General features: G+C 69.2%; 12 protein-coding genes, 1 tRNA gene and 1 pseudogene. 6 read left to right on the top strand and 8 right to left on the bottom strand.

The window, feature by feature from the left end; translation table 11 throughout:
- Window positions 1–37: 37 nt before the first annotated feature.
- A complete protein-coding gene (locus SB754_RS07395) occupies window positions 38–898 on the top strand; it encodes a DUF1684 domain-containing protein (RefSeq protein WP_410781690.1) in 861 nt (286 codons plus the stop codon).
- A gap of 20 nt (window positions 899–918) precedes the next feature.
- On the opposite strand, the gene SB754_RS07400 is transcribed toward SB754_RS07395, so the two are convergent.
- Window positions 919–1557, bottom strand: a complete 639-nt coding sequence (locus SB754_RS07400; protein ID WP_410781691.1) for a PadR family transcriptional regulator — start codon at window positions 1555–1557, stop codon at window positions 919–921.
- Window positions 1558–1744: 187 nt separating this feature from the next.
- Between SB754_RS07400 and SB754_RS07405 the strand changes: the two genes are divergently transcribed.
- Entirely contained in the window at window positions 1745–2248 is a 504-nt protein-coding gene (locus SB754_RS07405; protein WP_410781692.1) for a DUF3145 domain-containing protein, read from the top strand.
- A gap of 186 nt (window positions 2249–2434) precedes the next feature.
- Here the strand turns inward: SB754_RS07405 and SB754_RS07410 are convergent, their stop codons facing one another.
- The 6 genes from SB754_RS07410 to aceE all read right to left on the bottom strand — a co-directional run bounded on the left by SB754_RS07410 (window position 2435) and on the right by aceE (window position 10057).
- Window positions 2435–3670 (bottom strand): beta-ketoacyl-[acyl-carrier-protein] synthase family protein, encoded by a 1236-nt coding sequence (locus SB754_RS07410; RefSeq protein WP_410781693.1) that lies wholly within the window; start codon window positions 3668–3670, stop codon window positions 2435–2437.
- A gap of 110 nt (window positions 3671–3780) precedes the next feature.
- A complete protein-coding gene (locus SB754_RS07415) occupies window positions 3781–4032 on the bottom strand; it encodes an acyl carrier protein (RefSeq protein ID WP_018190963.1) in 252 nt (83 codons plus the stop codon).
- 45 nt (window positions 4033–4077) lie between these two features.
- Window positions 4078–5082, bottom strand: a complete 1005-nt coding sequence (locus tag SB754_RS07420) for a beta-ketoacyl-ACP synthase III (protein ID WP_410781694.1) — start codon at window positions 5080–5082, stop codon at window positions 4078–4080.
- A gap of 20 nt (window positions 5083–5102) precedes the next feature.
- A complete protein-coding gene (locus SB754_RS07425) occupies window positions 5103–6023 on the bottom strand; it encodes an ACP S-malonyltransferase (RefSeq protein ID WP_410781695.1) in 921 nt (306 codons plus the stop codon).
- Window positions 6024–6107: 84 nt separating this feature from the next.
- Window positions 6108–7307, bottom strand: a complete 1200-nt coding sequence (locus SB754_RS07430; protein WP_410783281.1) for a PucR family transcriptional regulator — start codon at window positions 7305–7307, stop codon at window positions 6108–6110.
- A 23-nt stretch (window positions 7308–7330) separates the two neighbouring features.
- Window positions 7331–10057 carry a pyruvate dehydrogenase (acetyl-transferring), homodimeric type gene (gene aceE, locus SB754_RS07435; RefSeq protein ID WP_410781696.1) on the bottom strand — a complete coding sequence of 909 codons (2727 nt, stop codon included), beginning with the start codon at window positions 10055–10057 and terminating at the stop codon, window positions 7331–7333.
- A gap of 200 nt (window positions 10058–10257) precedes the next feature.
- Between aceE and SB754_RS07440 the strand changes: the two genes are divergently transcribed.
- The 3 genes from SB754_RS07440 (at window position 10258) to SB754_RS07450 (ending at window position 11284) form a co-directional block, all read left to right on the top strand.
- Window positions 10258–10728: a peroxiredoxin gene (locus SB754_RS07440; RefSeq protein WP_410781697.1), complete on the top strand. Its 471-nt coding sequence runs from the start codon at window positions 10258–10260 to the stop codon at window positions 10726–10728.
- A gap of 32 nt (window positions 10729–10760) precedes the next feature.
- A tRNA-Val gene (locus SB754_RS07445) sits at window positions 10761–10833 on the top strand.
- Between the two features lie 82 nt (window positions 10834–10915).
- Window positions 10916–11284, top strand: a complete 369-nt coding sequence (locus tag SB754_RS07450; protein ID WP_410781698.1) for a hypothetical protein — start codon at window positions 10916–10918, stop codon at window positions 11282–11284.
- A gap of 81 nt (window positions 11285–11365) precedes the next feature.
- Here SB754_RS07450 and SB754_RS07455 read toward each other — a convergent pair.
- A pseudogene (locus SB754_RS07455) lies at window positions 11366–11542 on the bottom strand (helix-turn-helix domain-containing protein); the annotation flags it as partial.
- 99 nt (window positions 11543–11641) lie between these two features.
- Here SB754_RS07455 and SB754_RS07460 point away from each other — a divergent pair.
- The gene (locus SB754_RS07460; RefSeq protein WP_410781699.1) at window positions 11642–12961 is read left to right on the top strand and encodes an MFS transporter; all 1320 of its coding nucleotides are present in this window, start codon (window positions 11642–11644) and stop codon (window positions 12959–12961) included.
- Window positions 12962–13013 lie beyond the last annotated feature (52 nt).

Genomic DNA, 13013 nt, shown 5'->3' on the forward strand with positions numbered 1-13013 from the left:
ATGGTTGTCACCGGAGACCTGACCGAGGATGGACACCATGACCGACACCGCCACCGCTGCCAACAACAACGCTCCCGCCGGCCCGGACGCCGTCCTGGCCCGCTATCGCGCGCGGCGTGAACAGGCGGTGACCGCACCGCAGGGCAACCTGGCCCTGGTCAACACCCAGTGGATCACGGGCGACCCGGAGGTCGAACAGCCCATCTGGGGCGTGCCGGGCCTGTGGTCGCCGCTGCCGAAGGGCGAGTCCGGCCTGAAGGTGACCGCTGCGGCCACCGACGACATCTTCGTCGACGACGTGCTCGTCGACGGCTCGGCGATCGTCCGTGGCAAAGACGACCCCGACCCGAGCAAGATCCGTTTCAGCGAGACCGTCAGCGGCTTCGTCATCGCCAGCGAGGACGGCGACTACGCCCTCCGTGTCTGGGACGCGAACTCCGAGGCGATCCAGGAGTTCGGCTCCATCGACGCCTTCCCGTTCAACCCGGAGTGGATCATCACGGCCTCCTTCTCGCCTATCGAGGGCGGCAAGACGGTCGGCTTCGAGCACCTCAAGGACGACGGCGCGACTCGCGATATGGTCATCCCCGGCGAGATCACCTTCAGCAAGGACGGCGTGGACTACAACCTCGCCGCCTTCAAGGCGGGTCGCGCGCTGCAGCTCGTCTTCGCCGACACCACGAATGGCGACAGCACCTACTCCGTGGGGCGGTTCCTCTTCGTCGTGCCCAACGACGACGGCACGGTGACGCTCGACTTCAACCTGGCCGTGCTGCCGCCGTGCGCCTTCAGCTACAACTTCAACTGCCCGCTGCCGCCGGCGCAGAACCGCTTCTCGGTGCCGATCGAGGCGGGGGAGAAGAACGTCCTGAACAAGCAGGGCGAGCTCCTGCACTGACTGGCGCGCCCGCCGCAGGGCTACTCGGCGGAAGCCGGCTCGGCGGCCGCCGGCTCAGTGGCCGCCGCCTCAGTGGTCGCCGTCTCTGATGCAGCTGCGGTCTCCGCGGACGGCCGCCGACCGCGACGCGGACGCTCGGGGGAGCGCGGCTGCACCAGCGCGCCCGGATGCGCGCCCAGCATCGCCGCCACCTCGTCCAGCCACTCGATGGCCGCTTTCGCTCCCAATTCGGCCGCGCGGTTCGCTGCAAGCAGTGCCCGCGAGTCGGCCTCGTGCGTCAGGTACCGGATGCGCTCCGCATAGGCGGCGCGATAGCCGTCCACGATCGCGAGGGCGTCGACGCCGTCGAGCGACGCGGCGATGAGCACCTGGTCCTGCATTTCGTCCCAGTCGGGACGCCCGTCCGCCGGGCCGTCGCCGAGCCACGCCGCTGCAGCCTCCCGCCCTGCCGCGGTCAGTTCGTACAACGGCAGGCCGTCGTCCGTCGCGCCGGCCGAGGCGACGAGGCCCTGGTCGGTCATCCGGTCGAGGGTGGAGTACACCTGGCCCGGGTTGAGCTGGCGGCGATGCGCCGCGCGGCAGAGGAACTCGCTCTGCAGCTGGGACCCATAGGCGGGCCCCTGCGTCAGAAGCGCCAGAAAACCGTTCTGCACCGACATACTCGGTATGCTATTCCGCTCCCGTGTTCGCGGGGCGACCGAATCGCCGAATCACAATCTTGTAACTACCCGCGGTTCTCAGGCATAATCGTGGCAACGCGCGTGAGCGCATCCAACTTCATACGCCGCAGCACTCCATCCCGTTTTTGGTCGTAGGGGAAGACGCACCAACGAACGGAGGAGAATCATGTCGGCACACGCAGCCAGAGGGGTGCTCTACGTGCACTCCTCGCCCAGCGCGCTCAGCCCCCACATCGAGTGGGCGGCCGGTCGCGCTCTGGGTCGCGCAGTCAACTTCACGTGGGAGACCCAGCCTGTGCTGAAGGGCTCCCAGCGCACGGAGTTCTTCTGGGACGGCCCCGCCGGCACCGGCGCGCGCCTCGCGTCCGCCCTGCGCGGGTGGGAGCATCTCCGGTACGAGGTGACGGAGGACGCCGGTCACGGCACCGACGGCGGCCGCTGGATGCACACTCCCGACCTCGGCATCTTCTTCGCCCAGGTGGACACGGCCGGCAACATGGTCGTCCCGGAGGACCGCATCCGCTACGCCATGGAGATCGCCGGATCGAACGCGCTCGAACTGCACCGCGAGCTCCGCCTCGCCCTCGGCCAGGCGTGGGACGACGAGCTGGAGCCGTTCCGGCACGCCCACGACGACACCTCCGTCATCTGGCTGCACAACGTGGGCTGACTCCGCTACCGTGAGTGCGGCGCCACGTCACGACTGCGGCTCGGCGCGCGTCCGCAGACGTGACACAGCACCGCAGTCGCACACGACTCCCGCGACGGGCCCGGCCACGGCCGCCCGCAGGCGGTGACACAGAGAAGGCCCCGGTCCAGCGGACCGGGGCCTTCTCTACGCGGCGAGGGCTGTGGCTCAGTAGCTGCGGAACGCGGCGACGGCGTTGTGACCGCCGAAGCCGAACGAGTTGCTGATGGCGAGCTGCGCTCCGTCGCCGAGCGGCTGCGGCTCACCCGTCACCTGCAGCGGGATGGCAGGGTCGCGCTCGGTGATGTTGATCGTCGGCGGGGCGACGCGGTCGCGGATCGCGAGGATCGTGAACACGGCCTCCAGTGCGCCGGTGCCGCCGAGCAGGTGACCGGTGGAGGCCTTGGTGGCCGACACCGGGATGCCGTGGACGCGGTCGCCGAACACCTCGCGGAGGGCGACGTACTCGGACGGGTCGCCGACCGGGGTGCTGGTGGCGTGCGCGTTGATGTGGGTGACGTCGTCGGGCGACGCGCCGGCGGCCTTCAGCGCGAGGTGCAGCGCGCGGCTGGCGCCGCGGCCCTCGGGGTCGTTGGCCGTGATGTGGTATGAGTCGGCGGTGACGCCGCCGCCGGCGAGCTCCGCGTAGATGCGGGCGCCGCGGGCGAGCGCGTGCTCCTCGGTCTCGACGACGAGGCTGGCCGCTCCCTCGCCCATGACGAAGCCGTCGCGGTCGACGCTGTAGGGGCGGGAGGCGTGGGCCGGGTCGTCGTTGCGCCGGGAGAGGGCCTGCATCGACGAGAAGGAGGCCACGGTGATCGGGTGGATGGCCGACTCGGTTCCTCCGGCGATCACCACGTCGGCGAGACCGGCCTGGAGGTGCTCGTAGGCGTTGACCAGCGACTCGGTGCTGGACGCGCAGGCGGAGGCGACCGTGCGGGCGAAGGCGCGGGCCTCGAAGTGCATGGAGACCGCAGCGGAGGCCGCGTTCGGCATGAGCATCGGCACCGTCATGGGCAGCACACGACGCGGGCCGCGTTCGCGCAGCGTGTCCCACGCGTCGAGGAGGGTCCACACGCCGCCGATGCCGGTGGCGTAGTCGACACCCAGACGCTCGGGGGCGACCTCCGGACGACCCGCGTCCTCCCAGGCCTCCATCGCGGAGATGAGGGCGAACTGGCTGGACGGGTCGAGGCGCTTGGCGACGGGGCGCTCCAGCACCTCCTCCGGCCGCACCTTCGCCTCGGCGGCGAAAGTGACGGGGAGTTCGTACGTGGCCACCCAGTCGTGCTCGAGCGTGTGGGTTCCGGACACGCCCGCGAGCAGTTCGGACCAGCTCTCGGGGGCGGTGCCACCGAGGGGCGAGGTCGCGCCCACGCCGGTGATTACGATCTTCTTGGTCATAACGGCAACTCTCCGTGAATCAGGACGACGACGCGCTCAGAGGGAGCGCGACGCACGCGCGGGCGGCGGCTGAGGCGACCGCCGCCCGCGCGGAAGCAGCTTCTGCAGGCTCAGGCGTTCTGCGCCTTGACGATGAACTCGACCGCGTCACCGACGGTCTTGAGGTTCTTGACCTCCTCGTCCGGGATCTTGACGTCGAACTTGTCCTCGGCGTTGACCACGATGGTCATCATCGAGATCGAGTCGATGTCGAGGTCGTCGGTGAACGACTTGTCCAGCTCAACCGTGTCGGTCGCGATGCCGGTCTCGTCGTTGATGAGCTCGGCCAGGCCGGCAAGAACTTCTTCGGTGGACAATGCCATGGTTTATCTCTCCTTGAGGGGGTGTCGTTGTGACCGGGAAACAGTCTAGGGCAGCACGACGACCTGCGCGCCGAAGACCAGACCGGCTCCGAAGCCGATCTGGAGCGCCAGACCGCCGCTCAACTCCGGGCGTTCCTGGAGCAGCCGGTGGGTCGCGAGGGGGATGGAGGCGGCGGACGTGTTGCCCGTCGTCTCGATGTCGCGGGCGATCGCGACGGTCTCCGGCAGCTTGAGCTGCTTGGCGAACTCGTCGACGATCCGCATGTTCGCCTGGTGGGGGATGAACGCGGCGAGCTGGTCGGGGGAGACCCCGGCCTCGTCGAGCGCCTGCTTGGCGACCTTCGCCATCTCCCAGACCGCCCAGCGGAAGACCGTCTGGCCCTCCTGGCGCAGCGTCGGCCAGGGCGCGTCGCCGTCGCGGTACTCGATGAGCGTGTTGCCCATCCCGACCGCGTCGGCCTTCGAGCCGTCGGAGCCCCACACCGTCTTGGCGATGCCGGGGTAGTCGCTCGGGCCGATGACCACGGCGCCCGCACCGTCGCCCAGGAGGAACGAGATGGTGCGGTCGGTCGGGTCGACGACGTCGGACAGCTTCTCGGCGCCGACCACCAGCGCGTAATGCGCTGCGCCGGTGCGGATCAGTGCATCCGCCTGGGCGATGCCGTAGGCGTACCCGGCGCAGGCGGCGTTCATGTCGTAGGCGGCGGCCGGGTTGGCGCCGACGCGGTCGGCCAGAACTGCGGCGATGGAGGGCGTCTGCTGCACGTTCGAGACGGTCGCGACGATGACCGCGTCGATCAGCTTCGGGTCGACGCCAGACTTCTCGATGGCCTCCTTCGACGCCTCGGTGGCGAGGTCGACGGCGAGCACGTCGCGGCTGGCCCGCGTGCGGGTGACGATGCCGGTCCGCTGGCGGATCCACTCGTCGGACGAGTTGATCGGGCCGACCAGGTCGTCGTTCGGCACGACCAGGTCTCCGCGTGCCGCGCCGATCGAAAGGATGCGGGTGTACTGCGGGCCGTGCGACTGCTGCAGGGTGGGGTGGGTCATCGGGGGAGCTCCTTGCGGCCTTACGCGGCCTGGTCGATGAGGTCGAAGGCGGCCGGCAGGTCGTCGGGGGTCTTGATCGCGACGGTCGGCACGCCCTTCAGGCCGCGCTTGGCGAGGCCGACGAGGGCGCCGGCGGGGGCGACCTCGATCAGGCCGGTGACGCCGGCCTCCTCGAAGGCCTTCATGTCGAGGTCCCAGCGCACCGGCGAGGAGACCTGGCCGACGAGCAGCCGCAGGAACTCGGCACCGTCGGTGACCTCGGAGCCGTCCTTGTTCGTCCAGAGCCGCAGCGTCGGGTCGTTCGTGGTCAGGGTGGCGGCGAACGCCTCCAACGCAGGGACGGCCGGAGCCATGTAGCGGGTGTGGAAGGCGCCGGCGACCTGCAGCGGGATGACGCGAGCGCGCGCTGGGGGGTTCTCCGCCAGCTGGGCCAGCGCATCCACGGCGCCGGCGACGACGATCTGGCCGCCGCCGTTGTAGTTCGCGGGGGAGAGGCCCAGCTCGTCGAGGCGGGCGAGCAGTTCGGTCTCGTCGGCGCCGATGACGGCGCTCATGCCGGTGCTGACCTCGGCGGCGGCTCGCGCCATGGCGGCGCCGCGCTCGCGCACGAACGCGACGGCGTCCGTCTCGCTGAGAACGCCCGCGCCCGCGGCCGCGGTGAGCTCGCCGACCGAGTGGCCGGCGATGCCACCGACGCGCTCGCGCCGCCCGTCGGCCAGCAGGGCGGACAGCGTCAGCAGTCCGGCGGACACGATGAGCGGCTGGGCCACCGCGGTGTCGCGGATGGTGTCCGCGTCGCTGACGGTGCCGTGGGCGACGAGGTCGATGCCGACCGCGTCGGAGATGCCGGTCAGCTGATCGCGGAACGAGGACTCGGCGAGCCAGGGCTCCAAGAAGCCGGGGGTCTGGGATCCCTGCCCCGGGCACACGATGACGATCACGGTTTCCAGTCTGCCAATCTTCCGCGACGCGGATGTGTCGATTCGATACGAAGTATTCGGGTATTGCTTGTGGTTGTCTACAACTCAGCTGCTGCGGCGCGACGAATCCGGCTCGTTGATGGAGCCGACGATGAGCGCCGCCTGGAGGATGAGTGCCTCGCGCGCTCCCGTCGCATCCCAGCCGATGACCTCCGACACGCGCTTCAGGCGGTACCGCACGGTGTTCGGGTGGACGAACAGCTCGCGCGCCGTCGCCTCCAGCGATCGGCCGTTGTCGAGGTAGCACCAGAGCGTCGTCAGCAGCTCGGTCGAGTAGCCCTGAAGCGGGCGGTAGATCCGGCTGATCAGCGTCGCTCGGGCGAGCCCGTCGCCGGCCAGCGCCCGCTCGGGCAGCAGGTCGTCGGCATGCACCGGACGCGGGCAGTTGCGCCACGCCTTCGCAACGGCGAATCCGGCGAGGGCCGCCTTCGCGCTCTTGGAGGCGTCCACCAGGCTCGGGACCTCGTGACCGAGGACCAGGTGGCCTGGACCGAACCCGGGCTCCAGCTGCTGGGCGATCTCGAGGAACGAGACGACCGGCGCGGGGCCGATGGCGTCCTCCGGCGTGCTGTTGCTCGGCCAGGCGCGGCCGATGACCAGCACGAGCCGGCTGCCCTGCACGCCGATCAGCACGTCCGCCGACATGTGGCGGGCGGTGCGGCGGAGCTGGTCGACGTCGAGCATCTTCGGGGCCGTGCCGACGAGGACGCTCACCTCGCCGTGCCCGTGCCAGCCGAGGGCCGCGATCCGGCTCGGGAGTTCGTCGTCGTACTCGCCGGTCAGGATGCTGTCGACGACCAGAGCCTCCAGCCGCGCGTCCCAGAGCCCGCGGGCCTCGGCCGCGCGGGCGTAGACGTCGGCAGCGGCGAAGGCGATCTCGCGCGAGTAGAGCAGGATCGCCTCCCGCAGGTCCTCGCCGCCCGCGCTCTTCACCCGCTCCTCGACCACCTCGACGGTGATCTTGATGAGCTGCAGCGTCTGCTGCAGGCTCACGCTGCGGAGCAGCTCGCGCGGGGCCGCGCCGAACACGTCGGCGGCGATCCACGGCGTCGACCGAGGGTCGTCGTACCAGGAGATGAAGGACGAGATGCCCGCCTGGGCCACCAGGCCGACGGCGCTGCGCCGGCCCGGTGGCATGTCGCGGTACCAGGGGAGGGTGTCTTCCAGCCTCTTGAGCGTGGTCGTCGCCAGCTCACCCGAGATCTTGCGCAGCCACGCGAGCGTCTCGGGCTTCGTCCTCTCCACCGGCTTGCCGGCCACGGGAGGCGTTACGCCTCGCCGCCCGCCGTGCCGGTGGTTCCGGCGTTGACGTCGTGCAGCAGGTACTTCTCGATCGCCCAGGCCGGCGCGTTCGGGTCGACCCTGCCCTGCGCCGCGAGCAGCTCCAGGGTTCGGACGACCATCGACGGCCCGTCGATCTTGAAGAACCGGCGCGCGGCCGGGCGGGTGTCCGAGAAGCCGAAGCCGTCGGCTCCGAGGGTGGCGTACTCGCCGGGGACGAACTGACGGATCATGTCCGGCACCGCGTGCGAGTAGTCGGTGGCGGCGACGAACGGACCCTCGGCCCCCTGGAGCTTGCGGGTGACGTACGGCACCTGCTTCTCCTGCTGCGGGTAGAGGAAGTTGTGCTCCTCCGCGTTCAGGCCGTCGCGGCGCAGCTCGCCCCACGAGGTGACGCTCCAGACATCGGCCGACACGCCCCAGTCCTGCGCGAGCAGGTGCTGGGCCTCGAGCGCCCACGGAACCGACACGCCGGAGGCGAGGAGCTGGGCCTTGGGGCCCTGCTCCTGACCGGCGCGGAGCAGGTGGATGCCGCGGACGATGCCGTCCACATCCACGCCCTCCGGCTCGGCCGGCTGCACGATCGGCTCGTTGTACACCGTGAGGTAGTACATGACGTTCGGGTCGGGGTGGTTGCCGCCGTACATCCGCTCCAGGCCGGCGCGCACGATGTGGCCGATCTCGTAGCCGTACGCCGGGTCGTACTGGACGACCGCGGGGTTCGTCGACGCGAGCAGCGGCGAGTGGCCGTCGGCGTGCTGCAGGCCCTCGCCGGTCAGCGTGGTCCGCCCTGCGGTGGCGCCGATCAGGAAGCCGCGGGCCATCTGGTCCCCGGCCGCCCACAGTGCGTCACCGGTGCGCTGGAAGCCGAACATCGAGTAGAAGACGTAGACCGGGATGAGCGGCTCGCCCTGCGTCGAGTACGACGTGCCGACGTTGGTGAACGCGGCCAGTGCGCCGGCCTCGTTGATGCCGACGTGCAGGATCTGCCCCTGCGGGCTCTCCTTGTAGGCGAGCAGCAGCTCCCGGTCGACCGACGTGTAGTGCTGGCCGTTCGGGTTGTAGATCTTCGCGTTCGGGAAGAAGGCGTCCATCCCGAAGGTGCGTGCCTCGTCCGGGATGATCGGGACGATCCGGTGGCCGAACTCCTTCGACCGCAGGAGGTCTTTCAGCAGGCGGACGAACGCCATGGTGGTGGCGACCTCCTGCGTGCCCGACCCCTTCTTCGAGATCGCGTACGCCGAGTCGTCCGGGAGGTTCAGCTGCGTGTACTTGACGCGGCGCTCCGGCACGTAGCCGCCGAGCGCGCGGCGGCGGTCGTGCAGGTACTGGATCGCCTCGTCCTCCGGACCCGGGTTGTAGTACGGCGGGAGGTACGGGTTCTCTTCGAGCTGGGCGTCCGAGATCGGGATGCGCATGGCGTCCCGGAACGTCTTCAGGTTGTCCAGCGTCATCTTCTTCATCTGGTGGGTCGCGTTGCGGCCCTCGAACGACGGGCCGAGCCCGTAGCCCTTGATGGTCTTCGCGATGATGACGGTGGGCTGGCCCTTGTGCTCGACGGCCGCCTTGAACGCCGCGTAGACCTTGCGGTAGTCGTGGCCGCCGCGCTTCAGGTTCCAGACCTGGTCGTCGGTGTAGTCCTTGACGAGCTCCAGCGTGCGCGGGTCGCGGCCGAAGAAGTTCTCGCGGACGTACGCGCCGTTCTCGGTCTTGTACGTCTGGTAGTCGCCGTCCGGCGTCTCGTTCATGAGGTTGACGAGGGCGCCGTCGTTGTCGCGGGCGAGCAGCTCGTCCCACTCCCGGCCCCAAATCACCTTGATGACGTTCCAGCCGGCGCCGCGGAAGAAGCTCTCCAGCTCCTGGATGATCTTGCCGTTGCCGCGCACCGGGCCGTCGAGGCGCTGCAGGTTCGCGTTGATGACGAAGGTCAGGTTGTCGAGCTTGTCGTTCGCCGCCACCTGGAGCTGGCCGCGCGACTCCACCTCGTCCATCTCGCCGTCGCCGAGAAACGCCCAGACGTGCTGGTCGGAAGCGTCCTTGATGCCGCGGTTGGTGAGGTACTTGTTGAGCTGCGCCTGGTAGATCGCGTTGATCGGGCCGAGACCCATCGACACGGTCGGGAACTGCCAGAACTCGGGCATGAGCCGCGGGTGCGGGTAGCTGGACAGGCCGCCGCCGGCGTGCGATTTCTCCTGGCGGAAGCCGTCGAGCTGGTCGCCGCTGAGGCGGCCCTCGAGGAAGGCGCGGGCATAGGTGCCGGGGGAGGCGTGGCCCTGGATGAAGATCTGGTCGCCGCCGCCCGGGTGGTCCTGGCCGCGGAAGAAGTGGTTGAAGCCGACCTCGTAGAGCGCCGCGCTCGATGCGTAGGTCGAGATGTGGCCGCCGACGGCGATGCCGGGACGCTGCGCACGGTGGACGAGGACGGCCGCGTTCCAGCGGATCCACGCCCGGTAGCGGCGCTCGATCTCCTCATCGCCCGGGAAGTCGGGCTCGTTCTCCGGTGAGATGGTGTTGATGTAGTCCGTCGTCGGGACCATCGGGACACCGACGTGAAGCTCTTTGGAGCGCTTGAGCAGGCTGAGCATGATCTCGCGAGCACGCTCGTGGCCATGGGCCGCAACCAGTTGGTCGAGGGATTCCCGCCACTCGGCGGTCTCCTCCGGGTCCGAATCGATGTTGTTCATCGAGTACGGGTCCTGGTCGTTTACAGTCACCCTCGACCTCTTTCTTGTGTCGGATGGATCGTGGACGTGCCGGAGTGCTGTCGGTTCTCGACAAGCGCGGGCACCACCTTTCAGCCTAGCCGCACTCCGGGACTCCTGTTGACCGTCGCTTGGCCCTCCCGGCGAGCGGGTCTAAGCTGTGGCTTCGTGCCTGCGGCGAGTCACGTCACGCAGGCGTGAAAGGACGACCGATGGCCCTCGAGAACGACACCCAGGCACCCGACTTCGAGCTGCTGAACCAGTACGGGGAGGCGGTGCGGCTCAGCGACTTCCGCGGACGGAAAGCGGTCGCGCTGGTGTTCTTCCCTCTCGCGTTCTCCGGCACCTGCACCGGCGAGCTGTGCGCGCTCCGCGACAACCTCGGCCTGTTCGAGGACCACCGCGTCGAGATGCTCGCGATCTCCGTCGACTCCAAGTTCACGCTCCGCGCGTGGGCGGAGCAGGAGGGGTACGGGTTCTCGCTTCTCGCCGACTTCTGGCCGCACGGTGAGATCGCGAAGGAGTACGGGGTCTTCCTGCCCGAGAAGGGCTTCGCGAACCGTGCGACGTTCCTCATCGACGAGCGCGGCATCATCCGTGCCTCGTTCATCACCGCCCCCGGCGAGGCCCGCTCCATCGACTCCTACCGCGCCGCGCTGGACCGCCTCCCGGCCCACGTCTGACCGCCACGTCCACTAGGCTGGACGGGCATTACGGGCCTTTAGCTCAGCTGGTAGAGCGCCACGTTTACACCGTGGATGTCGTCGGTTCGAACCCGGCAGGGCCCACTTTCCGAGACGGAGTCGTCGGTTCGATGCTGTGCCCGAAGGCGGGGCCCACTTTCCGAGACGGAGTCGTCGGTTCGATGCTGTGCCCGAAGCCAGGGCCGACTTCCCGAGACGGAGCGGGTGCGGCAGCCAGCAGGGCGAAGAGGGCGTCGAGGGTGGCGGCCATGTCGACCGTCGGGTCCTGCAGCCACTGCAGCTGGAGGCCGTCGGCGACCGCCTGCAGGATGCGCGCCAGGGTGTCCGCATCCAGTGCGGTCGTGACCCGGCCCTCCTGCTGCTGCCGCTCCAGCGCGCGGGCGAAGGTGTCGCGCAGCGCGAGGCTGCGCTCGGAGAAGTAGGCGTGGGCGGGGTGCTCGGGGTCGCCGGCCTCCACGGCCAGCCGGGAGAACAGCTGCACCAGCCCGGGAACCTCCGCGTTGTGGCGGACGATGCCGACGAATCCTTCGCGTAACCGCTCGGGCGTCGTCTCGTCGTCGATCACCCCGAAGCGGCGGGTGTCGACCTCGTCGCGTTTGCGCAGGATGGCCGTGAACAGCTCGTCCTTGCTGTCGAAGTAGTGCAGGAGGCCGGCCTGGCTCAGCCCGACCGCATCGGCCAGTTCTTTCACCGATGCGCCGCGGTAGCCCTCGCGCGCAATCACGTCGAGCGCGCGCTCCAGGATCTCCTCCCGCTTCGCCACGCCTTTCGCGTACGCCCCTCGCCGTGCCATGTCACGAGGATAAACCGAACATCGCTTGATTTCTGAAAACCGAGTGTCGTAAGGTTTTGCCACCCGTCCACGGTGGACGGTGAGAGGACCCGCACGACAATGACGTCAGACACCTCCGTCCCGACCGGCGAACCCGCCGCCGACCCGGCCGCCCCGATCACCACCAGCACCTTCGTCGGAACCGCCTCCGGCAACGACGATCCGCCCGCTCCGATCAGGGGCCTCCGCCGCCTGATGGCGTGGATCCTTCCCGCCAACATCGGCATCTACCTGATCTGGGGAGCGCTGCCCGGCATCCTCCTGCCGCAGCAGATCACCGTCCTGTTCGGCAAGGAGGACCAGGTCGCCAACCTCACGATCGTCGCGACGATCGGCGCGTTCGCCGCCATGGTCGCGCAGCCGATCGCCGGACAGATCTCCGACCGGACGCGGTCGCGGTTCGGCCGGCGCGCGCCGTGGATCCTGATCGGCGCCCTCGCCGGCGGTCTCTCGCTGGTCGGGCTGGCATTCGCGAACACTCTGATCGGCGTGACGATCGCCTGGACGCTGGTGCAGATCAGCTACAACTTCGCCCAGGGACCGCTCACCGCCGTGATGCCCGACCGCGTTCCCCTCAAGCGCCGCGGCACCTTCGCCGCTTTCATGGGCATCGGCCTGATGGTCGGCGCCCTCGGCGGGACCATCGTCGGTGCGCTCTTCTTCAACAGCATCGCCGTCGGCTACGTCTTCTTCGCGGTGTTCGCCCTGCTCATGCTGAGCCTGTTCGTGGTGATGAACCCGGACTACCCGAGCACGAAGCTGGAGCGCGAGCCGTTCACCTTCGTCGAGTTCCTCAAGACGTTCTGGGTGAACCCGGTCGCGCATCCCGACTTCTTTTGGGCGTTCACCGGCCGCCTCCTGCTCTACACGGGCTACTTCGCCGTCACCGGATTCCAGCTGTTCCTGCTGACCAACTACTTCCACGTCGCTCACCCGGAGCAGGTCATTCCGATCCTCGGCCTGCTGAGCCTGGTCGGCATCCTCGTCTCCACCATCGTCGCCGGCCCGCTCTCCGACCGCTTCGGCCGCCGCAAGCCGTTCGTGTTCGCCTCCGCCGCGGTCGTCAGCCTCGCGTTCCTGCTGCCGTGGATCTGGCCGGACATCACTGCCTGGGTGATCATGACCGTCATCTCCGGCTTCGGTTTCGGGATGTTCCAGGCCGTCGACACCGCGCTGATGAGCGAGGTGCTCCCGTCGGCGAAGTCGTTCGCGAAGGACCTCGGCGTCGTCAATATCGCCGCGACGCTTCCGCAGACGCTCGCTCCGGGCGTCGCCGGCGCGATCGTCCTCACCCTCGGGTACGCCGCGCTCTTCCCCATCGGGATCGTGCTGGGCATTCTGGGGGCATTGGCCGTCTGGCCCATCAAGGCGACCCGCTGACCCGATTCTCGACCCCGCTTCACGCGACACACACCACGCACCACGCAGCACA

The organism is Leifsonia sp. SIMBA_070, assembly GCF_046534635.1.
GTDB lineage: Bacteria > Actinomycetota > Actinomycetes > Actinomycetales > Microbacteriaceae > Leifsonia.